This window comes from Oceaniglobus ichthyenteri (assembly GCF_003057885.1).
In the GTDB taxonomy this organism is placed as follows: Bacteria; Pseudomonadota; Alphaproteobacteria; order Rhodobacterales; family Rhodobacteraceae; genus Oceaniglobus; species Oceaniglobus ichthyenteri.
This window is the reverse complement of the sequence record NZ_QAGK01000001.1, coordinates 520,005-546,655: the sequence shown is the minus strand read 5'-3', so window position 1 is coordinate 546,655 and position 26,651 is coordinate 520,005. Positions and strand designations below refer to the sequence as shown.

The 26,651-nt window shown below is 60.6% G+C and carries 25 protein-coding genes; 15 read left to right on the top strand and 10 right to left on the bottom strand.

Features of this window, described 5'->3' with window-relative positions:
• The first annotated feature begins 170 nt into the window (after positions 1-170).
• The 4 genes from cysS to C8265_RS02565 all read left to right on the top strand — a co-directional run bounded on the left by cysS (position 171) and on the right by C8265_RS02565 (position 4,806).
• Complete coding sequence (gene cysS, locus C8265_RS02580) at positions 171-1,625, top strand: cysteine--tRNA ligase (protein WP_108482390.1); 1,455 nt, start codon at positions 171-173, stop codon at positions 1,623-1,625.
• Between the two features lie 96 nt (positions 1,626-1,721).
• Positions 1,722-3,350 carry a citramalate synthase gene (cimA, locus tag C8265_RS02575; RefSeq protein WP_108482389.1) on the top strand — a complete coding sequence of 543 codons (1,629 nt, stop codon included), beginning with the start codon at positions 1,722-1,724 and terminating at the stop codon, positions 3,348-3,350.
• A complete protein-coding gene (locus tag C8265_RS02570; protein ID WP_108482388.1) occupies positions 3,347-4,054 on the top strand; it encodes a class I SAM-dependent methyltransferase in 708 nt (235 codons plus the stop codon). Before cimA ends, C8265_RS02570 begins: the two co-directional genes overlap by 4 nt.
• Positions 4,051-4,806 carry a squalene/phytoene synthase family protein gene (locus C8265_RS02565; RefSeq protein ID WP_108482387.1) on the top strand — a complete coding sequence of 252 codons (756 nt, stop codon included), beginning with the start codon at positions 4,051-4,053 and terminating at the stop codon, positions 4,804-4,806. The genes C8265_RS02570 and C8265_RS02565 overlap by 4 nt, the downstream gene beginning before the upstream one ends.
• Here the strand turns inward: C8265_RS02565 and C8265_RS02560 are convergent.
• Positions 4,803-6,029 carry an MFS transporter gene (locus tag C8265_RS02560; protein WP_108482386.1) on the bottom strand — a complete coding sequence of 409 codons (1,227 nt, stop codon included), beginning with the start codon at positions 6,027-6,029 and terminating at the stop codon, positions 4,803-4,805. The genes C8265_RS02565 and C8265_RS02560 overlap by 4 nt on opposite strands.
• A 122-nt stretch (positions 6,030-6,151) precedes the next feature.
• Here C8265_RS02560 and C8265_RS02555 point away from each other — a divergent pair, with 122 nt between their 5' ends.
• The 4 genes from C8265_RS02555 to C8265_RS02540 all read left to right on the top strand — a co-directional run bounded on the left by C8265_RS02555 (position 6,152) and on the right by C8265_RS02540 (position 9,061).
• Complete coding sequence (locus C8265_RS02555; protein WP_338065760.1) at positions 6,152-7,006, top strand: cobalt-precorrin-6A reductase; 855 nt, start codon at positions 6,152-6,154, stop codon at positions 7,004-7,006.
• Entirely contained in the window at positions 7,003-7,635 is a 633-nt protein-coding gene (locus C8265_RS02550; protein WP_108482385.1) for a DNA-3-methyladenine glycosylase family protein, read from the top strand. Before C8265_RS02555 ends, C8265_RS02550 begins: the two co-directional genes overlap by 4 nt.
• Complete coding sequence (locus C8265_RS02545; protein ID WP_108482384.1) at positions 7,632-8,306, top strand: alpha/beta hydrolase; 675 nt, start codon at positions 7,632-7,634, stop codon at positions 8,304-8,306. Before C8265_RS02550 ends, C8265_RS02545 begins: the two co-directional genes overlap by 4 nt.
• 170 nt (positions 8,307-8,476) lie before the next feature.
• The gene (locus C8265_RS02540) at positions 8,477-9,061 is read left to right on the top strand and encodes an HNH endonuclease (protein ID WP_108482383.1); all 585 of its coding nucleotides are present in this window, start codon (positions 8,477-8,479) and stop codon (positions 9,059-9,061) included.
• 185 nt (positions 9,062-9,246) lie between these two features.
• Here C8265_RS02540 and C8265_RS02535 read toward each other — a convergent pair whose 3' ends face one another.
• Genes C8265_RS02535 through C8265_RS02510 form a run of 6 tightly spaced genes read right to left on the bottom strand, consistent with a single transcriptional unit; the run spans position 9,247 to position 14,523 of the window.
• The gene (locus tag C8265_RS02535) at positions 9,247-10,173 is read right to left on the bottom strand and encodes an isoaspartyl peptidase/L-asparaginase family protein (protein ID WP_108482382.1); all 927 of its coding nucleotides are present in this window, start codon (positions 10,171-10,173) and stop codon (positions 9,247-9,249) included.
• On the bottom strand, positions 10,170-11,075 hold the full coding sequence (locus tag C8265_RS02530) for a polysaccharide deacetylase family protein (RefSeq protein ID WP_108482381.1): 906 nt from the start codon (positions 11,073-11,075) through the stop codon (positions 10,170-10,172). Before C8265_RS02530 ends, C8265_RS02535 begins: the two co-directional genes overlap by 4 nt.
• Positions 11,072-11,827: an SDR family NAD(P)-dependent oxidoreductase gene (locus C8265_RS02525; RefSeq protein WP_108482380.1), complete on the bottom strand. Its 756-nt coding sequence runs from the start codon at positions 11,825-11,827 to the stop codon at positions 11,072-11,074. The genes C8265_RS02530 and C8265_RS02525 overlap by 4 nt, the downstream gene beginning before the upstream one ends.
• Entirely contained in the window at positions 11,818-12,834 is a 1,017-nt protein-coding gene (locus C8265_RS02520; protein WP_108482379.1) for a ketopantoate reductase family protein, read from the bottom strand. Before C8265_RS02520 ends, C8265_RS02525 begins: the two co-directional genes overlap by 10 nt.
• Entirely contained in the window at positions 12,831-13,532 is a 702-nt protein-coding gene (locus tag C8265_RS02515; RefSeq protein WP_108482378.1) for a creatininase family protein, read from the bottom strand. The genes C8265_RS02520 and C8265_RS02515 overlap by 4 nt, the downstream gene beginning before the upstream one ends.
• Positions 13,522-14,523, bottom strand: a complete 1,002-nt coding sequence (locus C8265_RS02510) for a GntR family transcriptional regulator (RefSeq protein ID WP_240610942.1) — start codon at positions 14,521-14,523, stop codon at positions 13,522-13,524. The genes C8265_RS02515 and C8265_RS02510 overlap by 11 nt, the downstream gene beginning before the upstream one ends.
• Positions 14,524-14,707: 184 nt before the next feature.
• Here C8265_RS02510 and C8265_RS02505 point away from each other — a divergent pair, with 184 nt between their 5' ends.
• The 7 genes from C8265_RS02505 to C8265_RS02475 all read left to right on the top strand — a co-directional run bounded on the left by C8265_RS02505 (position 14,708) and on the right by C8265_RS02475 (position 23,422).
• On the top strand, positions 14,708-16,276 hold the full coding sequence (locus C8265_RS02505; RefSeq protein ID WP_108482518.1) for an ABC transporter substrate-binding protein: 1,569 nt from the start codon (positions 14,708-14,710) through the stop codon (positions 16,274-16,276).
• Positions 16,277-16,380: 104 nt separating this feature from the next.
• A complete protein-coding gene (locus tag C8265_RS02500) occupies positions 16,381-17,355 on the top strand; it encodes an ABC transporter permease (protein WP_108482377.1) in 975 nt (324 codons plus the stop codon).
• Positions 17,355-18,293 (top strand): ABC transporter permease, encoded by a 939-nt coding sequence (locus C8265_RS02495; protein ID WP_206050239.1) that lies wholly within the window; start codon positions 17,355-17,357, stop codon positions 18,291-18,293. Before C8265_RS02500 ends, C8265_RS02495 begins: the two co-directional genes overlap by 1 nt.
• Positions 18,290-19,255 carry an ABC transporter ATP-binding protein gene (locus tag C8265_RS02490; RefSeq protein WP_108482376.1) on the top strand — a complete coding sequence of 322 codons (966 nt, stop codon included), beginning with the start codon at positions 18,290-18,292 and terminating at the stop codon, positions 19,253-19,255. The genes C8265_RS02495 and C8265_RS02490 overlap by 4 nt, the downstream gene beginning before the upstream one ends.
• On the top strand, positions 19,252-20,277 hold the full coding sequence (locus tag C8265_RS02485; RefSeq protein ID WP_108482375.1) for an ABC transporter ATP-binding protein: 1,026 nt from the start codon (positions 19,252-19,254) through the stop codon (positions 20,275-20,277). Before C8265_RS02490 ends, C8265_RS02485 begins: the two co-directional genes overlap by 4 nt.
• The gene (locus C8265_RS02480) at positions 20,274-21,746 is read left to right on the top strand and encodes a carboxypeptidase M32 (protein ID WP_108482374.1); all 1,473 of its coding nucleotides are present in this window, start codon (positions 20,274-20,276) and stop codon (positions 21,744-21,746) included. The genes C8265_RS02485 and C8265_RS02480 overlap by 4 nt, the downstream gene beginning before the upstream one ends.
• 146 nt (positions 21,747-21,892) lie before the next feature.
• The gene (locus tag C8265_RS02475; protein ID WP_240610954.1) at positions 21,893-23,422 is read left to right on the top strand and encodes a fused MFS/spermidine synthase; all 1,530 of its coding nucleotides are present in this window, start codon (positions 21,893-21,895) and stop codon (positions 23,420-23,422) included.
• A 26-nt stretch (positions 23,423-23,448) separates the two neighbouring features.
• On the opposite strand, the gene C8265_RS02470 is transcribed toward C8265_RS02475, so the two are convergent.
• The 3 genes from C8265_RS02470 to C8265_RS02460 form a co-directional block, all read right to left on the bottom strand.
• Complete coding sequence (locus C8265_RS02470; RefSeq protein WP_108482373.1) at positions 23,449-24,768, bottom strand: TRAP transporter large permease; 1,320 nt, start codon at positions 24,766-24,768, stop codon at positions 23,449-23,451.
• Complete coding sequence (locus tag C8265_RS02465) at positions 24,761-25,351, bottom strand: TRAP transporter small permease subunit (protein ID WP_108482372.1); 591 nt, start codon at positions 25,349-25,351, stop codon at positions 24,761-24,763. Before C8265_RS02465 ends, C8265_RS02470 begins: the two co-directional genes overlap by 8 nt.
• Positions 25,352-25,424: 73 nt before the next feature.
• Complete coding sequence (locus C8265_RS02460) at positions 25,425-26,438, bottom strand: TRAP transporter substrate-binding protein (protein ID WP_108482371.1); 1,014 nt, start codon at positions 26,436-26,438, stop codon at positions 25,425-25,427.
• Between the last annotated feature and the right edge of the window lie 213 nt (positions 26,439-26,651).

The following is a 26,651-nucleotide window of genomic DNA, read 5'->3' as shown; positions in this document are numbered from 1 at the left end:
GCGCGCTGCTTTGAAAGCTGCTAATCGCGGATCATGATCGATATTGCCTTCACCATCTGCTGTATTTTCCGCTGATTTCACCTTGCGGGCCGGTCTGTCTGTTTCCAATCACAACCGATATTGCTAAGCCCGCGCCACGCCTGCGTTTGCGCACCAAAAGGGACGGCCCGATGACCGAGACTAGGTTTACAGAAATACGCCTGCACAACACCAAAACCCGCCGCCGCGAAACGTTTGAGCCGATTGATGCGAAAAACGTGCGGATGTATGTCTGTGGGCCAACGGTGTATGATCGCGCCCACATCGGCAATGCGCGCCCCGCAATCGTGTTTGACGTGCTGTTTCGTCTGTTGCGACAGGTCTATGGCGCGGCCCATGTTACCTATGTGCGCAATATCACGGATGTGGATGATAAGATCAACGCGCGCGCGGCGGAACAGGGCCGCAGCATTGGCGAGATTACCGAAGAAACCACCGGCTGGTATTTGGCGGATATGGCGGCGCTGGGCAATCTTGCGCCCACCCATACGCCGCGCGCCACGGATTACATCGCCCAGATGATATCGATGATCGAAAACCTGATCGCCAAGGGCCATGCCTACACCGCCGAGGGCCATGTGTTGTTCGCCGTGGACAGTTACGCCGAATACGGCGCGCTGTCGGGCCGGTCGGTGGATGATATGATTGCCGGGGCAAGGGTTGAGGTTGCCCCGTACAAGCGTAATCCGATGGATTTTGTCATGTGGAAACCATCAGGCGAAGGATTGCCCGGATGGGACAGCCCGTGGGGCCGGGGGCGGCCCGGATGGCATATTGAATGTTCGGCCATGGCGGATGAGCTGTTGGGCGAAACCTTTGATATTCACGGGGGCGGCAACGATTTGATGTTTCCCCACCATGAAAACGAGATTGCCCAATCGGCCTGTGCGCACCCGGGGTCTGACTTTGCCCGGGTCTGGATGCACAACGAAATGTTGTTGGTCGAGGGCAAGAAAATGTCGAAATCTCTTGGCAATTTCTTTACCGTGCGCGATCTGTTGGATCAGGGTGTGCCGGGGGTGGTGATCAGACTGGTGTTTCTGTCCACCCATTACGGCAAACCGATGGACTGGACCGAAACCAAACGCGATGAGGCGGCAGGCACCCTGCGCCGCTGGGCTACAGTGTTGCACCAACACGGCTATGGCGCGCGCATGGTTGCCGCCCTGAAGGCATCGGGCGAATGGGTGCCGGACGCCGAATTTCTGGGTGTGCTGGCCAATGACCTGAACACACCCGGCGCCCTGGCGCGGCTGCATGTTCTGGCCAAGGGGCACACGCCCCAGGCGTTGATCGGGCTGGCGCAAGGGTTGGAGCAACTGGGCCTGATCGAAGATTGGGACAGTTTGCGCGATCTGGCCGGGGTCGCCCCCGCCGATGCCAGCTATCCCGCCTGGGTCGAACCGGTGGTCGAGCGTTTGCTGGCCGACCGCCAAGCGGCGCGCACGGCCAGGGATTGGGCCGAGGCCGACCGTTTGCGCGATGTGCTGAACGCCGCTGGCGTGCAGGTCACGGATGTGGGCGGCACCGCCACCTGGGTGCCGGGACCGGGGTTTGATGTGACGGTTCTGGAGTCGCTGCAGTGAGCATGTGGAACTGGCGGGGGCAGGGGGCGCTGCCCCCGTCGCCACGGGCGACTCCCCCGGGATATTTGCAAAACGAAAATGGGCAGGGTGCGTAACATGGTTGGAGCGGGCAAAGAGCGGCTGTATCTGTACGATACCACCTTGCGCGACGGTCAGCAGACCCAGGGGGTGCAGTTTTCGACCCCGGAAAAGGGCAGGATTGCCGCGATGCTGGATGATTTGGGGGTGGATTACATCGAGGGCGGCTGGCCCGGTGCCAATCCGACGGATTCGGCGTTTTTTGAGTCAGCGCCGCAGTTGCGCGCCACGTTCACCGCCTTTGGCATGACCAAGCGGTCAGGCCGGTCGGCCGGGAACGACGATGTGCTGGCGGCGGTTTTGAATGCCAAGACGCCAGCGGTGTGTCTGGTGGGCAAAACCCATGAGTTTCATGTCACCGCCGCGCTGGGCATTGGGCTGGATGAGAATATCGAGAACATCCGCGCGTCGGTGGCGCATGTGGTGGCACAGGGGCGCGAGGCGTTGTTTGATGCCGAGCATTTCTTTGACGGCTATTTGGCCAACCCGGCCTATGCGCTGCAATGTCTGGCGGCGGCGATGGCGGGCGGGGCGCGGTGGATTGTGCTGTGTGATACCAACGGCGGCACGCTGCCGGCCGATATTGGCCGGATAGTGGGGGACGTGATTGCCGCCGGGATTCCGGGTGATCGGTTGGGGATTCATACCCACGATGACACCGGCAATGCGGTGGCGGGCACACTGGCCGCCGTTGATGCGGGCGTGCGCCAGATTCAGGGCACGCTGAACGGTTTGGGCGAGCGGTGCGGCAATGCCAACCTGACCAGCCTGATCCCGACGCTGATGTTGAAAGAACCCTATCGCAGCCGATACGACATCGGGGTGAGCGAGGCGGGCCTTGCCGGGCTGACCCGCGGCGCGCGTCTGTTGGATGATATTCTGAACCGGGTGCCCCAGCGCGCGGCACCCTATGTTGGCGCGTCGGCCTTTGCCCATAAGGCGGGCCTGCACGCCAGTGCGATTTTGAAAGACCCGACGACATATGAACATATCGATCCGGGTCTGGTGGGCAATGCGCGGATCGTGCCGATGTCAAATCAGGCGGGGCAAAGCAATCTGCGCGCCCGGCTGGCCGATATGGGCCTGAGCGTTGAGCGGGATGATCCGGCGCTGGGGCAGATATTGGACGATATCAAGGCGTTGGAGGATCAGGGATATTCCTATGATACCGCGCAGGCCAGTTTCGAATTGATCGCGCGGCGCGCCCTGGGACAATTGCCGACATTTTTCGAGGTGAAGCGGTATCGTGTTACCATCGAGCGGCGCAAGAACAAGTATAACCAGACGGTCAGCCTGTCAGAAGCGGTGGTGGTGGTGAAAGTGGGCGATGAAAAGAAGCTCTCGGTCAGCGAAAGCATGGACGAAAGCGGCAGCGACCGCGGGCCGGTGAACGCGCTTTCCAAAGCACTGGCCAAGGATCTTGGCCCATATCAGGCCTTTATCGAAGATATCCAATTGGTGGATTTCAAGGTGCGCATCACCCAGGGCGGAACAGAAGCGGTAACGCGGGTGATTATCGACAGCGAAGATTCCCAAGGGCGGCGGTGGTCAACCGTCGGGGTATCGCCCAACATCGTGGATGCGTCGTTTCAGGCGCTTCTCGATTCGATAAACTGGAAACTGGTCAGAGACGGAGCTGTGGCGTGAAGCCGTTTTTTCAACTGCATAACGGGTTGATGCGCGAAGGCCCCGGCACCGCCGATGATGTGGCCTGGGCGCTGGAGGTGGCAAAAACCCCCAAGGCGGCGCGCATGTGCGATGCGGGCTGTGGGCCCGGCACCGATGCCGTGACGCTGGCCAAACTGCGCCCGGCGGGCACGGTTCATGCTATCGATACCCTGCGCCATTTTTGCGTGGCCGCCCGGTCACGCCTGTCGCATTTGCGTGAACGCGCGACGGTCGAACAGGGGGATATGGCCCAGATTACCGGCCCCTATGATTTGATCTGGAGCGCGGGGGCGCTGTATTTCATTGGCGTGACCGAAGGGTTGAACGCCTGGGTCAAGCAATTGGCGCCGGGCGGGCGGATTGCGTTTTCTGAACCGGTGTTGTTGCGCGCGCCAACTGAGAAAGTCTCAGAGTTTTGGGCAGAATACCCCGAAATCACGAACTATGAAGGCATCGTCACCCGGGTGCGCAAGGCCGGATGCCGGGTGTTGGATCATCGGATGATTGTCGGTCAGGGCTGGGCCAATTATTACGATCCGATGCAGGCGCGGATCAATCTGTTGCGCCCCACCGCCAGCCCCGAATTGATCGAGGCATTGGATGCCGGGCAGTGGGAGATCGACCAATGGCGCAGTGCCCCGGAAGAATTTGCCTATGCCCTGTTGGTGGTTGAGCCTACATGACGGTACAAGCCTGCGCTGAAATGGTGCGCCGGGGCGATCCCGACCGGTTTTTGGCCACGATGGCGGCCCCCCCGGCGGCGCGGGCCGTGCTGTTTCCGATCTATGCGTTCAACATCGAAGTGTCGCGCGCGCCGTGGTTGACGCAGGAACCGATGATTGCGGAAATGCGGCTGCAATGGTGGCGTGATGCGTTGGAGGAAATCGCGCAAGGGGCGACAGTGCGCCGTCACGAGGTGGTTGAGCCGCTGAGCGGTGTGGTGGATGCCCGGAGCGCGGCCGACCTTGATCACCTGATTGCGGCGCGTCGGCACGATATCGGGGCCGATCCCTTTGCGTCATTCGCGGCGTTAGAGGCGTATCTGGCCGACACGGGCGGCACCTTGATGGCGGTTGCCACACGCGCCCTTGGCGGCACCGATACCGAACGGGCGCGCAGCATTGGGCAGGCCGGAGCGGCGGCCAATTATATGTTGGCGGTCCCGACGCTTATTCAGCAGGGGCGGCAGCCGTTAACGGGTGATCCGGTGCGTTGCATCCGCGATCTGGCCGAGGCGCATCTGGCGCGGTTGAAATCGCTGCGCAAAGGGGCGGAATCGCCGGCCCTGCGTCAGGCGGGGTTGTCGGCGTGGCGCGCGCGCGGGCTGTTACAGCGCGCGGCGCGCAATCCGCAGGCCGTGCTGGACGGGCAGATTGCCGAATCCGAATTTGCCCGCCGCGCCGGGTTGTTGCGGGCACAAATTCTGGGCCGTTAAATTTCGCCTTTGCGCCCGCGCAGCATCAGCCAGATCAGTGATCCGCCTGCCAACATCAGGAACGGGATCATCGCATAGTTCACCGCGCTCCAACCGGCCTGGGCGGTGCCGCCGGAACAATTCATCAATCCGCCCGAGGCAAGACTGGCCACGGTGACACAGCCAAATACGATCATGTCGTTCATGCCCTGAACCCGGCCCCGTTCGGCGGTGGAATGCGCGCCGGCCAACATGGCAGTGGCGCCGATAAAGCCGAAATTCCACCCCACGCCCAACAGGATCAGCGCAACAAAGAAGGTTTCAAGTTCGACACCCGAAAGCCCGACAAGCCCGGCAGCAGCCAGAATGGCCAGCCCGATGCCCACGATCTTTTCCGCGCCAAACCGGGCAATCAAATGGCCGGTGAAAAACGACGGAATGAACATGGCCAGAACATGGCCCGATACCACATCGGCCGCATTGTTGGTGGTGAACCCACACCCAACCACGGCCAGGGGCGTGGATGTCATCACCAGATTCATCAACGCATAGCTGACCATGGCACAGATGATCGCCACCGCAATGCGCGGCGTTTTCAACAGTTGTAAATGGGTGCGGCCCCTGTCTTCGCCGGGTTTGGGGGCGGGGGGCGTCGGAATTTTCAGGCCTAGAAACAACAGTGAGCCGACCATATTCAACAGGATCACGGCGATATAGGTGCCCAAAAACAGCACCCCCATCGAATCGGCGGTGACCTTTACCAGTTGCGGGCCGATGATGGCCGAAAACAGCCCCCCCGCCATGACATATGAGATTGCTTTTGGGCGGAAATCGTCACTGGCGCTGTCTGAGGCGGCAAAGCGGTAAAACCCCTGCGCCGACATATAGACGCCGGTCACGAACGAGCCAAGCAGGAACAACGGAAAGCTGGCCGTTGCCAGACCCCAGGCCCCGATCGCGGCCCCCAGCGCCCCGCCAAACGTGCCCAGAAAGAACCCCGCGCGCCGCCCGAATTTCTGCATGAAAGACGACATCGTCGTCGCGCACAGCATGTTGCCCAGAACGATCATGGAAATCGGCAAGGTGGCAAAACAGATGTTTGTGGCCAGGGTTTGGCCCGCCAACCCGCCGATGGTGAAAATCATCGGCATCTGTGCGCCCAGAATGGCCTGCGCGGCAACCAGAATGGCAACGTTGCGTTTGGCAACGCTGTGAGAGGCGGAGGGGGCGGCTGTGTCTGTCATGGGCTCTCCATACGCCGCAGGTTCACGGTTGGGAAGGGGGCACAAACGGGCCTGTGTAAAACGGTCGCTGGCGCTTTGTTCTGCGTGACAGGTTGCAAAGTTGCAATCTGTGTTACAGGCTGATGGGCCTGTCGCGCCGCCTTGGCGGTGCAGGGAAAGCCGGGGTTGGATGGGCCGATGCGAAAAGCGGTGAGTGGTTTTATCTGTGTTTGCCTTCGCGCAACTTTGGCGCGCCGGGTGTGATGCGCGTTTTGTTGCTGGCCGGGACGGTCGAAGCGCGTGAAATTGCCGCCTGCCTTCGCGATGTTCCCGGCGTGCAGGTGATTGCATCTGTCGCAGCGATCACGCGCACCGTGCAACCGTCTGGCGTGCCGATGCGGGTTGGCGGGTTTGGCGGCGTCGACGGGTTTGCCGAATATCTTTGTCACGAAAACATCACTGCGGTGATGGATGCAACTCATCCGTTTTCTGCGGATATTTCGCATCGCTCCTTTGCGGTGTGTCAACGGTTGAATATCCCTTATCTGCAGGTTTTGCGCCCGCCCTGGGTGGCCGGCCCCGGCGACAGATGGGCTGATCTGAACCGCGAGGAAGACGCCGCACACCACATTCCCGTGGGCGCGCGCGTGTTCGTGGCGACAGGGCGCAAGACATTGCACCGCTTTGAAAATATGTCCGGGCGTCTGATGATCTGCCGACAGATCGAAACCGCCGATGGTGCGTTTCCATTGGACCACGGGTATTATCTTTTGGGTCATCCGCCGTTTTCGGTAGCAGATGAGGTGGATCTGTTTCGGGAATTGAACATCGATTGGCTGATCATGCGAAATGCCGGCGGCGATGCCAGCCGACCAAAACTGGACGCGGCGCGCCAATTGCATTTGCCCGTTGCGATGATCCGCCGGTCTGCGCAACCTGACGCGCCACAGGTCGAAACGGTTGCGGCAGCGGTTGATTGGGTCAAGGGGCAGATATGACAGAACGGCGATTGATACTGACTGACCAGGATGTGGCAGAGGGCGCGGCGTGGCTGGCCAGGGTTGATCCGCGCTTTGGCGATATTTTGCGCCTGACCGGCCCCTGGCCGCTGCGCCGCCGCCCGGTGGGGTTTTCGGCGCTGTTGTTTGCCATCGTTGGCCAGCAGGTCAGCGTGGCATCGGCGGCGGCGGTTTGGGCCAAGGTGCAGGCGGCGGGATTGGATGATCTTCACCGCGCCCGACAGGGCGATGCCGAGGCATGGCGCGCCTGTGGTTTTTCGCGGCCCAAGATCCGTTATGCCATGGCCCTTGCCAACAGCGGATTTGACTATGACGCGCTGCACCATCTGCCCGATGAAGAGGTCATCGCGCGCCTGTCGGGTCTGTTGGGCATTGGCCGGTGGACGGCGGAAATCTATGCCATGTTCGCGCTGGGGCGGGCCGATGTGATTGCGGCGGGCGATCTGGCGATGCAAGAGGCGGCGCGCCTGCTTTATGATCTGCCCGCCCGGCCAACTGACGCAGAACTGCGCGCGCTGGCCGAACCCTGGGCACCGTGGCGGGCCGTTGCGGCGCGCGGGCTTTGGGCCTATTACCAGCACATCAAATCACGCGAGGGTATCGGATGACACGGGCACTTGAAAGCAAACGGGCCGGCGCGCCCAAAGGGCAGGCAACAGCGGTTGTGGTGCTGTTGCACGGATACGGCGCGGATGGCGCTGATTTGCTGGGCCTGTCCGATCCGTTGGCACCGCATATGCCCGGCGTGGCCTTTGTGGCCCCCAACGCGCCGGAACGCTGTACCGGCAATCCGATGGGCTTTCAGTGGTTCCCGATTCCCTGGATTGATGGTTCAAGCGAGGAAGAAGCCGAAACAGGCATGCGCGCGGCGGTGGATGATCTGAACGCTTATCTCGATTCCGTGCTGGCCGACGAAGGGCTGAGTGCCGATCGCATGATCCTGCTTGGGTTTTCCCAAGGTACGATGATGGCCCTGCATGTCGCCCCGCGCCGCGATGACGAAGTGGCGGGCGTTGTCGGGTTTTCGGGCCGGTTGCTTCGCCCCGAAACATTGGCCGATGAGGCGGTTTCGAAAATGCCGGTTCTGCTGATCCATGGCGACGGCGATGATGTGGTGCCACCAGAAAGCCTGCCCGCCGCCGCCGAAGCGTTGCAAGAGGCCGGAATCGACGTATACGCCCACATCATGAAGGGCACGGCCCATGGCATCGCACCTGACGGATTGTCGGTGGCGCTGGCCTTCATGCGCGAACGGTTGGGGTTAGAACACACCGACTGACCCCAGCACGGGGCAGGGCGCCGCGCCGTTCGTTGGTTTTGCATCGGGACGATCACAAAATCTTAGGCTTGTCAGACGCCAAAGCCGATATATAGTCCGACCATTACCGGGGCGGAATGTGATCCGATCATCAGGTCTCCGCCGCCCTTGGGCGAGGAGATGATGCACCGATGGACGGCGACTTCAGAACCAATTTTGTACGTGAACCCAGTAGCTTGCGCCATTGTCCGGCTTTGGTGCTGAATGCCGATTATCGGCCATTATCCTATTACCCCCTGTCCCTTTGGCCCTGGCAAGAGGCGGTAAAAGCCGCGTTTCTGGACCGAGTCGATGTGATTGCGGAATACGATCAGATCGTGCGATCCCCCACGACACAGATCAAAATTCCGTCCGTGGTGGTTCTGCGCGATTATGTGAAACCGGTGAAACGCGTGGCCTTTACCCGGTTCAACCTTTTCCTGCGCGACGATTTCAGTTGTCAGTATTGCGGCGCAAAAGGCGAATTGACCTTTGACCATGTAATCCCCCGCGCGCGCGGCGGGATCACCAGCTGGGAAAACGTCGTCGCGGCCTGTTCGCGGTGCAACCTGCGCAAAGGCAGCAAAAGTCTTCGCCAATCGGGAATGAACCTGCTGAAACCCGCCCGCCAGCCCCAAGCGGAAGAGCTGAAAAACATGGGCCGCCGCTTTCCACCCAACCACCTTCACGACAGCTGGCTCGATTTCCTATACTGGGACGCCGAACTTGAGGCATGAAGGGCGCGGGAGGGGTGTTTGTGCATATGCTGCGGCGCAGCATCAAAATGTGCGGGTGCGTTGATTTTTCGGGTCGCTGCCCCGGGTTGGCGCCGCGATAGCGGGCAAAGGCGTGGACCGGCCGATTGGCCCACGCCTGGCTCCATTGTTCAAAACCGCATGGCGGCCTGTAAGGTGAAATCCGTTCAGCGATAGATGAACGTCTGGAAATCGCCGTCTTGTGTGACCGATCCGCGGTACATGCCTTCGCAGTTGAAGGGCAGGGTGATGTTGCCCTTGGCATCCACCGCGATCACGCCGCCTGATCCGTCGTTCTGGCCCAGATCGATATCGACGACATGGCGCGCGGCCTGTTCCAGCGATTGGCCCGCGTGGCGCATCCTTGCGGCGATTTCGGCGGCGGCGGTAAAGCGGATGAACACCTCGCCGTGGCCGGTGCCCGATACGGCGCAGGTTTCATTGTCGGCGAATGTGCCGGCCCCGATCAACGGCGTATCACCGATCCGCCCCGGTGCCTTGGCGGTCATCCCGCCGGTGGATGTGGCTGCGGCCAGGTTGCCGTTGGCGTCGCAGGCCACCGCGCCCACGGTGCCGTGACGGCGGGCCGGATCATCATCCTCAATCCCTGCCGCGCGCATCTTCAGGGTGGACTGCAGCGCGTCCCAACGCGCCTGGGTAAAGAAATACGGCGCCTCTTCGAACGGCAGGCCCGCATCCTTTGCTACCTTGAGCGCATTTGGCCCGATCAGCATGATGTGATCGGTGTTTTCCATCACCGCGCGGGCGGCGCGCACCGGGTTGCGCGGGCCAAAGATGCCGCCGACGGTGCCCGCCTTGCGGGTGGCACCGTCCATCACGGCGGCATCCATTTCCTGCACGCCCTCGGTGGTGAACACCGCGCCGCGCCCGGCGTTGAACAGCGGTTCATCCTCCAGCGCGCAAACGGCGGCGGTCACGGCATCCAGCGCGCTGCCACCCTTGGCCAGGACGGCCTGTCCGGCCTCAAGTGCTGTGCGCAATCCATTGTGATACTGCACCTCAAGTTCGGGTGTCAGGTTTTCTTTCAGGATCGTACCGGCGCCGCCGTGAACGGCGAGTGAAAATTTGGTCATGTCGTGCCTTTCGTGGTCATGCCTGCCTGATCGGCGCAATATTGCGCGATTTCGGCGTGGGTGGCGATCCAGCAATCGCCCTTGGCGGTGATGCGTTCCAGAAGCTGTTCGAGGATGAAAATGCGGCTGCGATAGCCCGTCACATGGGGGTGCATGGTCAAAAGGAACAAGCCGCCTTCGGCATGCGCCCCCTCAAATTCGCGGGTGAAAATGTCGAGCACGTCGGCGGGCGGCGTATAGGGGCGCTGTGCGCCGTGACGGTTCATCATGAAATACACCGCGTCGTCGCGGATCCATTCGACCGGAAGCTCGACAATGCCTGTGGCCTCGCCGTTGGCGACGATTTCATAAGGATCATCATCGGAAAACAGCGAGCTGTCGTAAAGCAGCCCCATTTCACGGGCAATATCAAGGGTGTTGGGGCTGTAATCCCAAGACGGCGTGCGCATGCCCACCGGGCGTTTGCCGCTGATCTTTTCCAGGGTATCGGCGGCACGCAGCATCAGATCACGTTCGGTGGCGGCGTCGAGTTTGGTGTTCAGTTCGTGAATCCAGCCGTGCAAACCAATTTCGTGGCCATCCTCGGCCAGGGATTTCTGTTCCTCGGGGTGCAGCAGGGCCGACACGGCAGGCACGAAGAAACTGGCCTTGGCGCCGAACCGGTCCAGAACGCGGCGGATGCGGGGAATACCGCGGCGCGCCCCGAATTCGCCCCAGGACAGGCGCGCCACCGACCCGCCGCCATCGCGCAACTCGTTGGTTTCATGGTCGCTGTCAAATGACAGGGCGACGGCGCAGCGCGCGCCGTTTGGCCAGACATCGGGCAACAGGGATCGTCCGGCGCGCACGGCGTTGACCTTGCCGCGCCATGTCGGTTCGCCCCACTCATATGGTTCGCTCATGCATGTCCTCCATCAACTTGCAGTATCTGTCCGGTGATCCATGCGGCGCGGTCCGAACACAGAAACGCAACGGCATCGGCGATATCCTGAGGGCGTCCAAGGCGGCGCATGTGGATGCTGCCCATGATCTGTTTCTGGCGGTCCGGGCCGAAGGCATCCCACTGTTTCTCGGTCGACGGGTTTGACAGGATGAACCCCGGCGCAACGGAATTGACCGTAATGCCCGATGGCCCCAACTCCAGCGCCAGTTGTTTGGTTAGCCCGACAAGGGCGTGTTTGGCGGCGGCATAGGCCTGAATGCCAGTCAGGCTGGCCTTGAGCCCCGCGCCCGATGAAATGGTGACAATCCGGCCCGCCCCTTGCGATTTCATGCCGGGCGCAAACCCTTGGGCGCACCACATTGCCGCATCCACGTTGGCGGCGAAAATCGCAGACCAATCTGCCGTGTCGATCTGTTCCAGCGGGCGGCCGATCTGGCCGCGCACGCCCCCGGCGGCGGTGATCAGCCCGTCAATTGTTCCGTGGCGGTCGGTGACCTCGGCGCAGAGCGCAAGCGCCGCATCGCGGTGGCCCAGATCACCGGCGTGCAGGGTGACGTGGGGCAGGGCGGTGAGTGGCGTCATGCCGTCACGGTCGATGTCGATTGCAGCGACAGTGGCACCAGAGTGGGCAAGCGTTTCAACAATGGCCGCGCCGATGCCTTGTGCGGCGCCAGTGACGGCAAAGGTTTTTCCTTCGAAACTCAGGTGCATAGCGGCAGGAACCTTTGTAAAAGACCGGTTGATTGCTCTTCGCGCCCGTCTTCGATGTCGTGGATCAGGGCGCACAGCAATTCCAGCGCGGGGGTGGCAATGCCGTGGGTGCGCCCGATGCTGACCAGAACGCCAACCTGTGCATCTACTTCGGTCTTGCGTTTGCGTACGGCAAGATCGCGGTAAATGCCGGAATGGGTTTTCGCGGTCTTGCGGTTGTGGGCGACCATTGTGTCGATGGCGGTGTCGATGCGGGCCGGATCACCCGTGCGGAATCCTTCGGGGTCGAATCCGTTGAACCCCAGTGGCGTGACCCCTTCGGCGGCGGCCAGTTGCATCACCTCTTGGCCAAGTTTTGCATAGACCGGGCGTGTCGCGGGCGGGTTCATCGCGTCAGACATCGATTCGGGCGTCAGGGCGGTGGCAAACAACAGCGCGCCATATCCCAGCTTGCCCCAGAGATAGCCCCAGATATTGTCGGTCGCCACGGCATCGGGTTCGACCAGTGAAAACAGGGCGTGCATGTCGCGCAATCGGTCGGTCATCGTGCCATCGAGTTCGCCCAAGGCCACGGCGGCGCGGTTGCCATATAGGATGCGCCCGGGCTCCAGCCAGTCGGCGCCATAGTTTACGAAACAGCCCATGGTACGCTCGGCCCCGATCTTGCCCGCGATCACCCGTTCGTTCAGCCCATTCTGCGCCGACACGACAAATCCGTCCTCGGCCAGATGCGGCATCAACATGTCCATGGCACCCGCGGTATGGTGCGCCTTGACCGCCAGGATCACGCGGCGGAACGTGCCGGTCAGGGTTTCGGGCGTATCGGCGGTCAGGGGTTCGGTGAATGCCTCGACCGGGCCTTCGATGCGCAAGCCTTGGCGCATCTCGTCCACATGGTCGGCGACGATATCGACCATGTGCACCGCATGACCGGCCCGCGCGAAATATGCGCCCAGAATGCCACCGATGGCGCCCGCGCCCCAGATCAGGATCGGATCATCGCTCATGCCCAATCACCGTCCAGCAGCGCGCGGGTTTCTTCAACCGCGATGTCCCAGATGCGGTGCATGTCCTCATCGGGTTTCTGGTAGACGCCCCCATAATTGCCATCGCCGATCAATTCGCGCACGCCCTGCGCGTTGCGGTCACGCAGGCGGTCGAAATCGACAAAGGGTTTCTGGTGATTGGGCAGGGCGCGGCCCTCAAGCCGTGTCCAGGGGAAATTCTCCATCCAGGACGCGTGCGAGGCTATTGGGTCAAGGGTTTGCACCGCCTCCCATGTCTTGGGCGCGCGCCACCAGTCGTGAAACCGGCACCGGGCACCGTCGCGGTCCTGCATCCATTCGGCACAAACGGGTTGCACAGGGCTGTTGCCGCCGTGGCCGTTCACGATCAGGATCCGGCGAAACCCGGTGTCATACAGACTGTCGAGGATATCGCGCACAAGCGTGGCATAGGTGTTCAGTTTCAACGAAACCGTGCCCGGAAACGCCATGAAATACGGCGTCAGTCCATAGGGAACGGCGGGAAACACCGGCACGCCCAGCGGGGCAGCAGCATCGGCGGCCATTTTTTCGGACAGGATCGAATCGACCGCCAATGACAGATGGGCATGTTGTTCGGTGCTGCCCAAGGGCAAAACACAGCGGTCATCGGATTTCAGGTATTCCTCAACTTCAAACCAGTTGCTTTCACTAATTTTCATTCAATGTCTCCTTTGTTCGCGCACGCAACGTATCAATCATCGGCAGCAGCTCGGCGCGTACGGTTTGGGTGTCGGGGGTGTGGCGATATTCGATACAGGTTTGATCGGGGCGCATACGGTCGCGCAGGTATTCGGCGCCGGTGACGTGAATCAGCACATCGCACCGCTCAAGCAGATCATCGAGATCAAGCGCCGTGCGCGGCACCGCCGTCACCCGATCCACATGCGGGGCAAAGCGGGTGATCCCGGCCTTCAGAACGGTCAGGAAATCATCGAAATATGAAACGGCCACAACCCGTGAATCCGGTGCAATCGAGGCCAGCGCGATGCGCGTCGCCTCGTTTGGAATCAGCACCATCGCCACCATCGGCAGGTCGGGAAACAGGCGCGCCGCCTCGCCCGAAATGGTGCGCGCGCAAAACACCACATCGGCGGCGGGCGCGGGCGCGGTTTCGGACGTGACCCATGGTATCACGGTATCAACGCTGTTCAGCATTGGCCTCAGATCATCGGCATAGGCGGCGGTGGCCTCGCGGAACGTGCCAAGAAGAAGCACCCGTATCCCCCGTTCGGGTGTGCGTGGCGCCATGGAAACGCGAAAGGCCACATCCTGTGGCGAAAGCCCCAGATCGCGCCCGGCGGCGATCAGATCGGCGATGCGCCGTTCGAAGGCGGCCAGACGGTCGGCGCCTGCCGCCGAAGGGCGGCCCCGGTCGGTGACGAACGTGCCCGACCCGATGCGTCCTTCGATCTGCCCGCGTTCCTGAAGGGCGGCGTAAACATTGGAAACGGTCACCGGCGACAGGCCCAGTGTCATCGCCAGTTTGCGCACCGAAGGCAGGCGGCCACCGGCGGGGATGTCGCCCGTGGCTATCCCGTATTCCAGTGCACCGCGCAGTTGCACCGATACCGAAATTGACGATGAGTCGTCGATTGCCGCTGCGATGCGCGCAAGGGCGGGGGCGATTCCATTGGGGTCATTGCTCTTCATAAGAGTATCAATGCAGAATAACATTTTGTGGCTCAAGTCTAATTTTTAAGCTTTCGACCTATATTTTGCCCGGTTGGCGCAATTTTGTTTCTGGATGGCGATGTTTTTTGGTGTAAATTGGCTTGACGAAAAAAAGTTTCGCCGCGTAGTGTTACAGATAAATATAACAAATGGAGACATGGGAATGATGTTGAATACTCTCAAATCGGGCCTTGCCGCCCTTGCCCTGGTGGTTGTCGCCCCGTCGGCGATGGCTGCGGATCTGACCATTGGTTTGCGCGCCGGGCCTGATTCCATCGACCCGCACTGGTCAACCCTGGGCAGTCAGGCGGAATCCCTGCGCCACGTGTTTGATACGCTGGTCGATGTGGATGAAACCCTGCAGCTCAAGCCCGGCCTCGCCGTCAGCTGGGAGGCGATTGACGATACGACGTGGGAATTCAAGATGCGCGAAGGCGTGAAATTTCACGACGGCACCGATTTTACTGCCGAAGACGCGAAATTCAGCATCGAACGCATCCCGGAAGTCACCGGCCCGATGCCGATGACCCTGTATACCAAATACGTCGATTCGGTCGAAGTGGTCGATGATTACACCTTGCGCGTGAAAACCAAGGGCATGGCGCCATCCCTGCCCAACGATTTCACCCGTCTGTTCGTGGTGCCCAGCGAAACCGGCATGGAAGCCCGCAACGAAGAATTCAACTCGGGCGAAAAGGCCATCGGAACCGGGCCGTTCACCTTTGTCAGCTGGGAGCCAAAAGGCGATCTGGTGCTGGAAAAGTTCGACGGATACTGGGGCGACGCACCCGTGTGGGACAAGGTCACGCGCCGCGAAATCCCTGATGATGCCGCCCGCGTGGCCGCGTTGAAATCGGGCCAGGTGGATATGATCAACTATGTGCCTGCGACCGATTACCTGTCGATGAAAAACGACAGCAGCATCGATACATTCGTGTCGGATTCGGTGTATATCCTGAATATCGCGCCATCGGTAAAAGACGAAGAGCCCCAGCCGATCAAGGTGAACGGCAAAGAGGTTGACGGCAATCCGTTGCAGGATGTGCGCGTGCGCAAGGCGCTGGATCTGGCGATCAACCGTGACGTTCTGGTGAGTATCGTTCTCGAAGGTCTGGGCACCCCTGCCAATCAGTTGATGCCAGAAGGGTTCTTTGGGTATTCCAGCGAATTGCCCGCCCCTGCCTATGATATCGAACAGGCCAAGGCATTGTTGACCGAAGCCGGATATCCCGACGGATTCGAAATTGATTTCACCTGCACCAACAACCGCGTGCCCGGCGATGCCGTGGTCTGCGAGGCGCTGGCGCAAATGTGGTCGCGCGCCGGGCTGAAAGTGAATGCGCAGGCGTTGAACGGCACCGTGTATTTCCCCGCCGCCGCGCGCGAGGAATACACCATGACGATGTCGGCATGGGGCACCCTGACGGGTGAGGCCGCCTATACCTATGGCGCACTGGTTCATACCAAGGATCCTGAAAAGGGCTTCGGCAACTTCAACCGCTCGGGCTATTCCAACCCCGATTTCGACCGTGTGTTCGGCGAAGGCGCACAAACGCTGGACCCGGAAGCGCGCAGGAAGCTGTATGAAGAAGCGTCGTTCATCGCCATGGAAGACCGCGCGCTGATCCCGACCGTAATCTTGCAAAGCGTATCGGCGGCCAAGGCTGGCAAGCTGAATTTCGTACCGCGGATTGATCAGGAAACCCGCGCCTACGCGATCACGCCGAAATAAATCTGATCTGAAAACAGGGGCGGCGCGCCTTGATGGGTGCGCCGCTCCGGTCTTTTCCAACACCGATACTGCCCTGATGCAGGGGCCGAAACACGAGGTTGCCGATGTTCGGATATCTGGTCGGAAGACTGTCGCAGGCCGTCGTGGTCGTTTTCGTGATGTCGATCATCGTTTTTGTCGGGGTTTATGCCATCGGCAATCCGATTGACGTGATGATCGATCCGGGCGCGACCGCCGAAATACGTGAAAACCTGATCCGCCAATACGGCCTGGATCAACCGCTGTGGCAGCAATATTTTACCTTTGTCGGCAATGTGTTCCAGGGTGATCTGGGCAAATCCATGGTCTATAACATCTCGGTCACGTCGCTGGTGTTTTCGCGGCTGCCCGCGACCATCGAATTGGTTCTGGTGTCGGTGACGATTGCCGCCGTGATCGGCATACCGGCCGGGCTTTATGCCGGGTATCGCCCCAACAGCATTGGCGCAAAACTGATCATGGCACTGTCGGTTCTTGGCTTTTCCGTGCCGACATTCTGGATCGGCATGTTGCTGATCATGGCGTTTGCGGTCGAACTGGGTTGGTTGCCCTCGGGGGGGCGTGGGCCGGTGGCCGATTTCCTGTGGTTCAAGACATCGCTGGCCACGGCTGAGGGATGGTCGCATGTGATCATGCCCGCGATCAATCTGTCGTTGTTCAAGATGGGCCTTTTGATCCGCCTCACCCGCGCTGGCATGGTCGAGGCGATGGGCGCCGAATATGTTCGCTTTGCCCGCGCCCAGGGGTTGCCCGACCGCCAGATCGTATTTTCCCACATCCTGCGCAATATCTCGATCCCGGTGGTCACCGTGTTCGGCCTTGAACTTGGCTCGACGCTGGCCTTCGCGGTTGTCACCGAAACGGTGTTCAACTGGCCGGGGGTGGGCAAGCTGATCATCGATTCGATTCTGCAATTGGATCGCCCGGTGATGGTGTCCTATCTGGTGATGGTGGTGATCCTGTTTGTTTTCATCAACCTGACGGTCGATCTGATCTATGCCCGGCTTGATCCGCGTGTGCGCCTGAAAGGAGGGTCGTGATGCCCGATACCCTGACACCGGGTGGCAACACCCTGGCGGTTCCGGCCGCCCCGCCTGCCGAAACCCGCGCCGTGCGTTTGCGCAATTTCTGGTCGGATTATTCGCGCTCTTGGGTGGCGATTGCCGCGCTGATCGTGATTGTTGCATTGGTTGTCGGATCGTTTGGCGCGCCCTGGCTGGTGCCCCAAGACCCCTATGATCTGGCCAATCTTGACTGGCTTGATGCGTTTCTGCCACCGGGCAGCGAGGGGTCGGGCGGGTACGAGCATTTGCTGGGCACCGACAATGCCGGGCGCGACATGTTGTCGGCCATCTTTTACGGCCTGCGCACCAGTTTCGTGATCGGCCTGTCGGCGGGAGTTCTGGCGCTGACCGTGGGCATCACCGTGGGTTTGACCGCCGCCTATTTCGGGGGCCGGATCGAGGCGCTGTTGATGCGGATTGTCGATTTGCAACTGTCGATGCCCGCGATCCTGCTGGCGCTGGTCATGGTGGCGATGCTGGGGCAGGGGATACCGCAGATCATTCTGGCGTTGGTCGTGGCGCAATACGCCTATTTCGCGCGCACCACCCACGGCGCGGCATCGGTCGAGCGGCGCAAGGATTACATCGAGGCGGCGCGCTCTACCCCGCTGCCGACCCGGCGGATCATGTTCAAACATCTGTTGCCCAACGTTCTGCCACCGCTGATTGTTGTGGCCACGGTGCAGGTGGCATCGGCGATTTCGCTTGAGGCGACACTGTCGTTCCTGGGCGTCGGTCTGCCGCTGACCGAACCCTCGCTGGGATCGCTGATTTCCAACGGGTTCAAATACATTCACGCCGGGCGCCCTTGGCTTTCGATCTATCCCGGCCTTTTCCTGATGGTCACGGTGGTTGCGATCAACCTTGTCGGCGATCAGGTGCGCACCGTAATCGACCCGAGGAACAGCCGATGACCGCAGCATTAGAGGTGAGGGGCCTGACCACCCGTTTTGAAACCCGCGGCGGGGCCGTGACAGCGGTGAACGATGTCAGCTTTGCCGTGGAAAAGGGCCGGATTCTGGGTCTGGTCGGTGAATCCGGCTCGGGCAAAAGCGTGACGGGGTTTTCCATCCTTGGCCTGATTGACGCACCGGGCGAGGTGTGCGCCGGTCAGGTTTTGGTTGATGGCAAAGACATGCGCGAATTGTCCGATGAGGATATGCGCAAGATGCGCGGCAACCGCGTGGCCATGGTGTTTCAAGACCCGATGATGACCCTCAATCCTGTTCTGCGTGTGGGCGATCAGATGGCGATGGCGGTGCGCGTGCATCGCAGCATGTCAAAGACCGAGGCATTGGAAGAAGCGCGCAAAGCGTTGGAAACGGTCGGGATTCCGTCGGCGGGCGAACGGTTGCACGCCTATCCACACCAATTATCGGGCGGTATGCGCCAAAGGGTGGCGATTGCCATGGCTTTGCTGCACAGCCCATCGGTGATTATCGCGGACGAGGCAACAACCGCGCTGGATGTATCGATCCAGGGGCAGATTTTGGCCGAGGTGCGCGATTTGGCCGACCGTACTGGCGCGGCGATCGTGTGGATCACCCATGATCTGGCGGTTGTGTCATCGCTGGCCGATGATATCTGCGTTATGTATGCGGGCAGGATCGTGGAACGCGGCACGGCGCAGCAGGTGATTGGCCACCCACGCCACCCCTATACGATGGGGCTGCTTGATTCGATCCCGGCGCGCCATGAGCCGGGTAAACCGCTGCCGCAAATCCCCGGCTCAACGCCGCAACTGTCGCGTTTGCCGTCGGGTTGCCCGTTCCGGCCCCGATGCCCCCGGGCAACCGATATTTGCGCGACCGAACCGCCCGTCGTCACCGAAGACGGGCAAACCGTGCTGTGCCATCATCCGTTGGAGCGTTCATGACCGATCCCATCCTGAAAATCGACCATGTGTCCAAACGGTTCACCCGGATGCCCGGGTTGGCCGAACGTCTGGTGGGGCGGCTGACGGGGGGCGGCAAACCTGTGGTCGTGCACGCGCTGTCGGATGTCTCGCTTGAGGTGATCAAGGGCGAAGTGGTGGGCATTGTCGGTGAATCCGGCTGTGGAAAATCCACCTTGGGCCGTGTCGTGTCGGGTATTTATGCGCCCAGCGACGGCGCGGTAACATTGCATGGCAAACCCATCGCGCGACAGGTGGGCGGCAATACCGACAAGCTGACGACGCAGGTGCAGATGATCCATCAGGACCCCTTCGCATCGCTCAATCCGCGTATGAAAGTGGGCGAAACCCTGGCCGAAGGGCCGCGCCATCACAAGATTATTCCAGCCGATCAGGTGCGCGCGCGAATGCGTGAGCTGTTGGAAAAGGTCGGCCTTGAGGGGGCCTATGCCGACCGCCTGCCGCATCAGTTTTCCGGCGGGCAACGGCAGCGTGTGGCGATTGCCCGGGCTTTGGCGATGGAGCCCGAAGTTCTGGTTCTGGATGAGGCCGTCGCCTCGCTTGATGTGTCGATTCAGGCGCAGGTGTTGAACCTGTTCATGGATCTGCGCCGCGATCTGGGGCTGACGGCGCTGTTCATTTCCCATGATCTGTCGGTGGTGCGCCATGTCTGTGACCGGGTGGCGATCATGTATCTGGGCCGGTTGGTTGAACTGGCCCCCGCCGATCAGCTCTATGCCGATCCCAAACACCCCTATACTCAGGCGCTGTTTGCCTCGGTTCCCACAGTGGGCACTGGCAAACGGCGGTTCGAGGCGATCAAGGGCGAAATCCCATCGCCGATCAATCCACCGCCGGGCTGTGCCTTTCATCCGCGTTGCCCCTTTGCCGGGCCACGCTGCCGGGTCGAAGTGCCGCGTTTGTCGGATGCTGGCCCGGCGCGCACCGTTGCCTGCCATCTCAACGATGGCGGAGTTGAGTTGAAATCAGAGGCTGCTGCATGACCAATGACCTGACTGCCCGGATCGGGCGCCTGAACGATATTCTTTGTACCGTGAACACGCTGAACTGGGATGCGCGCACCCAAATGCCCACCGGCGGCGCGGCCACGCGCGGGCATCAGATTGCCACCCTTCTGGGTATCGCGCGCGACATGATCCTTGATCCGGGGATGCAGGACGCGGTGCAGGCGGCGGGCGACGATCCGGCGGCCCAGGCCGTGCAACAGGCCATTGACCATCACGCGCGCCTGCCTGCCGCATTGCTGCGCGAACAGGCGGAACAGGCCACCGTGGCAAGTGCAGCCTGGGCCAAGGCGCGCGAAACCGGCGATTTTGCGCTGTTTCGCCCGCATCTGGAAAAGGTTGTCGATCTGGCCCGGCAAAGTGCCCAAGCCTTGGGGTATGATGGCCACCCCTATGACCCAATGGTGCAAATTTACGAACCGGGCGAAACAGCGGCCAGCCTGTCGGCGTTTTTCGATGAATTGCGCGCGGGCATCCTGCCGGTGCTTGACGTGGCGCGGGGCCGCGATAAACCGCGCACCGATTTCCTGTACCGTGATTTCGCGCCCGAACTGCAACACAGGTTCGCCGCCGACACCGCGCGCGCCCTGGGCTATGATTTCAATCGCGGGCGGCTGGATACCGCCGTGCATCCCTTTGAGGTAAGTTTCACCCGTAATGATGTGCGCATCACCTCGCGTTGGCCGAAAAATTACCTGCCGATGTCGATCTTTGGATCAATTCATGAGGTTGGCCATGCCCTGTATGAACAGGGCGTGTCACCGGACCATGACCGGGGTGCCTTTGCCACTGATATGATTGGGCTTTATGCCGTGGGTGGCACCAGTTTTGGCATGCATGAAAGCCAATCGCGCCTGTTGGAAAACCATGTGGGGCGCACGGCAGCGTTTTGGAATGTGCATTTTCCCCGGCTGCGCGATACTTTTCCCGATCAGCTGCGCGATGTCAGCGCCGAGGAATTCATCGCCGCCGTGAATCGGGTAGAGCCGGGGCCGATCCGGGTGGAATCCGATGAGCTGACCTATGATCTGCACATCATGTTACGGGTTAAAATTGAAATGGCCCTGATGGATGGCAGCCTGTCGGTGGCAGATATTCCCCATGTGTGGCGCGAGGCGATGCAGGCCGATCTGGGCGTAAGTGTTGAAAACGACGCCCAAGGGTGTCTGCAGGATGTGCATTGGTCGGTCGGCTATATCGGGTCGTTTCCGACCTATACCATCGGAAACGCCACGGCCGCGCAGCTGATGCAACATTTCGATGCGGCAAAGCCCGATGTGCGCGCCGCGCTGAACCGGGCCGATACCGCGCCGTTGCGCGCCGCGCTGGGCGATGCGGTCTGGCGCCATGGCCGCTCGAAAACCCGCGCACAGATTTTGGGTGATCTGGGGCTGCGCGTCGGTGATACGGGGCCTTATGTCGACTATCTCAGCGGCAAGTTTGCCTAGGCCCGATTGCGGTTCCAACGCGCGATTTTGACACCGCGCGTTGGATTGGCCGCTTGATGCCGTGTGCATCTGGCCTTTGTTCCCATTCCATTGCTTTATCCCGACAGATATATTGGCAAAACTCTGGCGAAGGATCGGCTGTGGATATGATGAAAACCTCTGACAAACCCTCACACGCGCCACTATGGCTGCTGATCTTTCTTCAGGCGGGCATATCCGCGTCAAGCCTTGTGGTTGAAATCGTGGCGGGGCGGATGATTGCCCCCTATGTCGGGATGAGCCTGTACACCTGGACCTCGATCATTGCTGTTGTCCTGGCCGGGTTTTCGGTGGGCCATTGGTGGGGCGGACGGATTGCGGCGGCCGAAACCGGCCGTGCCCTGCGCATCACCGGTTGGACGATGATCGCCGCTGCCTGTGCCACGGCGGGCGCAACGTTGGTGTTGCGCATGGCGTCGGGGCCGGTGATTGACACGCTGCTGCACCCTTTGGCGGCGATCACCACCCTGACCACGCTGGCGTTTTTCTTGCCGTCGCTTTTTGCCGGGGTGCCGGCACCGGTTTTGACCGTGGCGGCCATGCGCGGGCGCGATCAATCGGAACGCGCGCTGGGCGCGATGTTTGCCGCCGGGGCGATCGGGGCGATTTTCGGCACGCTTTTGGCCGGGTTCCTGTTTATTCCGTGGATCGGCTCGGTGGCGACGCTGCTTACGATTTCGGGGATATATCTGGCGGCGGCGCTGATCTGTTTCTGGCTTGGGGGGGTGTCACGGCGCGGTGGGGCGGTGCTGATCGCGGGACTCGGGCTGGTGTTTGTGATTGGGGCAGGGGCGGCGCGGCTTCCTTCGATATGCGACCGGGAAAGCAGTTATTATTGCATTCGCACCGTCGCCCTGTCGAATGATCCGCAAAACCCCGTGAACCTGATGGTGATTGATCACCTTGCCCACGGGATCAGTGCCGGAAATACCCCGCGTATAATGTATACCGAACACGGCGCGATGTTGGATGCCTTGCCCCGGATGCGCATGGGGCGCACGGATTTCACATCGTTTCATATTGGCGGCGGGTCTTATACGGTGCCACGCGCCTGGGCAGATCGCGGGATCGGAGGCATCACCATTGCCGAAATCGATCCCGAAGTCACCGCCACAGCCATCGAACACTTCTGGTTCAAACCCGAAACGGCAACGGTGCTGCACACCGACGCGCGCATGGCGCTGCGAAACAACGCGCAGACATACGATGTGATCGTTGGCGATGCCTTTACCGATATCGCCGCGCCCGAACACCTGGTGACGCAGGAGTTCTTTCAACTGGTGTCTGACCGTCTGTCCCCCGGTGGGGTGTTTACCATGAACGTCGTAGACAGTGTGAACCGGCTTGATGTTCTGGCGGCAGTTCTGGTGACATTGCGCGATGTGTTTCCCAGCGTCGAAGTCTGGACCGCCGCCAGCCAACCAAAACCCGGTGAGCGGCGGATCTTTGTGGTGTTGGCCAGCGCACAAGACAGCCCGGTTTCCTCAATCGATGCGCCGACCCCCGATATGACGCGGTTTCAGCCCCTTGCCCCCGCATTCATCGACAGCATGATCAACCAGAAAATGGCGCAGATTCTGACCGACGATCATGTGCCGCTGAGCCATCTGATGGGGCTGGACCCGGTTATCGACTGATCCACCGGGGCCGGGCCTTACCATTTTTATCTGTACCACAGGGCAATTCCCGGAAAGGAAATGACCAGCGCCAGAACGAACAACTGAATCGCGATGAACGGCAACAGCGAGGTGAATATCGTGCCAAGGGATATGTCGGGCGGTGCCACACTTTTCAGATAAAATGCGGCCGGCCCGAACGGCGGTGACAGGAACGACACCTGCATGTTCAGCGAAAACAGCACCCCGAACCAGATCGGATCATAGCCCAAGGACACGACAATCGGCGCAAAGATCGGAATGGTCAAAAGCGCGATCCCGACCCAGTCAAGAAACATGCCCAACACCCCAAGGATCAGCATCATCGTCAAAAGCACATAGATCGGCTCGTCCGACACGCCCAAAAGCAGCGTTTTAATGAAATCGATCCCGCCCATCAGGTTGTAAACCCCGATCAGCGCCGTTGCCCCGACACCGATCCAAACGATCATGCCACAGGTGCGCAGGGTCTGAAGCCCCGAATCGATCAGCATCTTGAACGTCAGCTCACCCCGCACGAGCGTTGACAGGATCACCCCGACAACCCCGATGGCCGACGCCTCGGTCACCGAGGCAATACCGCCATAGATCGAGCCAAGAACAAAGGTCACCACGATCAGCGGCAGGATCAGCCCCTTGAGCGGAACCAGCTTTTCGGCCAGCGTGGTTTGTGTGTCTTCGACATCGGGCACCGGGGCCATATGGGGAAACAGATTGCCCAGCGTCAGCACGTAAATGGCATAACAGGTGGCCAGCAGCAGACCGGGCGCAAAGGATGCGGTGAACAGTTCGGCAATCGAAACGTTCGCCGACAGGCCAAAGATGATCAAAACGATCGACGGTGGAATCATCGTGCCCAACGCACCGCCCGCGCAGACAATGCCGATGGCCAACCGACGGTCATACCCAAGGCGCAACATCTGCGGCAGCGCCAACAGACCCAACAGAACGATCTCACCGCCAATGATGCCCGACATCGCCGCCAAAAGCACCGAAACCAGCAATGTCTGCACTCCGACACCCCCGCGCAGGCGCCCGGCAACAACGCTCATCGCGTTGAACAGATCGCGCGCAATTCCGGATCGATCAAGGATCGACGCCATCAGCACGAACATCGGAATCGACACGAAAACGTATTGCATCATGAACGAATAGATCCGCGTCGTCACAATGGGCACAACCACCGGACCAAACCAGCCAAGGGCAAAGATCAGCGCGACAAGGATCGTAACAAAGGCGAGAGGCATACCAGTCAGCAAAAGCGCCAGCAGCATGCCGAACATCGCAAGGCTGCCGCCACCGATGCCGAGAGATTGAAGTTCAAGCATCGCCGGTCTGCACCTTTATGGGGTCGTGCCCGGCGGACTCGGCGTTGGGATCGCGCCGGATGTGGCGAAGGGTCTGCAACGCAAACTGAACGCACATCACGCAGAGCATGAGGAAAAGAAATGTCTTGATGATGGCGGGGGTGGGCGGATTCCAGGCGGTGCCGGTTTTTTCCAACCGAAATTCGCCAGTAGGGCGGAAAAACGATTTATATGCCAGCGGCCACGAGGCCCAGGCCATCAGCCCGGTCGCCGCCGTGCCGACAATGGAAATCACGATATCCATGATCCGCCGCACGGCCGGGCTTACGAAATCATAAATCAGAACCACGCGAATATGGCGATCCGTGCCCAGACAATAAACGCCGCCAAAAACGAAACACAGGGCGGTCATCGCGGTTGTGGTTTCATGCACCCATGTGGTTGGCGCATCAAACCCGTATCGCATCACGACCTCGAAAAAGCTGAACGCGGTGATCAGCAGAAAGGCAATGCCAAAAAGCCGCCCGAATGGCACCAGAACCGCCGACAGGGCGTCTTGTGGCACATCAGGCGGATCGATCCTGGGGGTAATTTCCTGCGACATCACGCCAGCCTTTTGAGATCAGAATGAAAACCCGGGCAACAGAACCGCCGCCCGGGATATAGGGATCAAGGGGTCAGAGACGGCCCTGAGATTTCAGATAGGCGGTCAGGCTGTCGTATACCTTTTGCGCATTTTCCGACTGCTCGGCGTATTTCTTCCACTGTTCGGTTCCAAAGGCGCGGAATTTCTTGCGCTCTTCCTGCGACCAGTTGTGAATCGTGACCTCTGGATCGGCCTCAAGTCTGGCGGCCACTTCCTCGTTCTTTCCACGCATGGTTTCGATCAGGTTGGTGGCATAATCGCTGACCGATTGCACCATCATCGCCTGCTGTTCTTCGGTCATGCTTTCCCAGGTGTCCTTGTTGATCGACACTTCGTTCAGGGGCAGCGAATGGAAGCCCGGATAGATCGGATGTTTGGCCACATCGTGAATGCCCAGCGAATCGTTGGTGGCCAGGGTGGTTACGTCGGCCGCATCGATCACGCCCTTGTCGAGCGATGTGAACACTTCGGATTGGGGCAGGTTCACCGGAACGGCGCCCGCCATGGCGAATGCCGATTGCACCATGCCTTCGGGTGCGCGCATTTTCACGCCCTTGAAATCATCCACGCCGTCGATTGGAATTTTCGATGCCATCGCTTCGGCGGGTTGGGCCGCGGCGCCGATAAAGTGCAGGTTATAGGGTGCGAGGATCTCGTTATAAACCTCGTTGCCGCCGCCTTCGTTGAAATAGGCCAACAGCTCTTCGGGTTCGGAATAGGCGCCGACCGGGTTGCCGATCAGGGCAAAGGCCGGGTCTTTGCCGGTGAAATACGAACTGTCGGTCACATGCCCGTCAAGGATACCTGCGCCGATGGCATCAAGGGTTTCGTTATATTCAACAATCGCGCCGGCGGGCACCATTTCGGCCTTGATCGTGCCGCCGGATTTTTCGGCCAGGCTGGCGGCCCAGGCCTCTTGCACCTTATAGGCGGCAGAGCCGGACGGATCACTGCTTTGGAATTTCAGGTTGTAGCTTTGTTGCGCCATGGCACCGGTCGCAAGTGCGCCGGTAATGGCGACTGCGGCGAATAGACGTTGGAACATGGTGTTCTCCTCCCTAGGAAAGTCGCCCTGTTCGTGCTGCCGGAAACCCCGGCAGAGTGGGTGGATACCCCGGGCAACATCCCCACACTGCACGACCTTTTCGCAGCTGACAAGCCCGGGTGGGCAACACGGAACCGGCCGGGCAGGCCGCGTGCGGCAGATAAAAATGATCCCGATCAGGTAGTGATGATAACCTTTACATGGGCGTGTGCC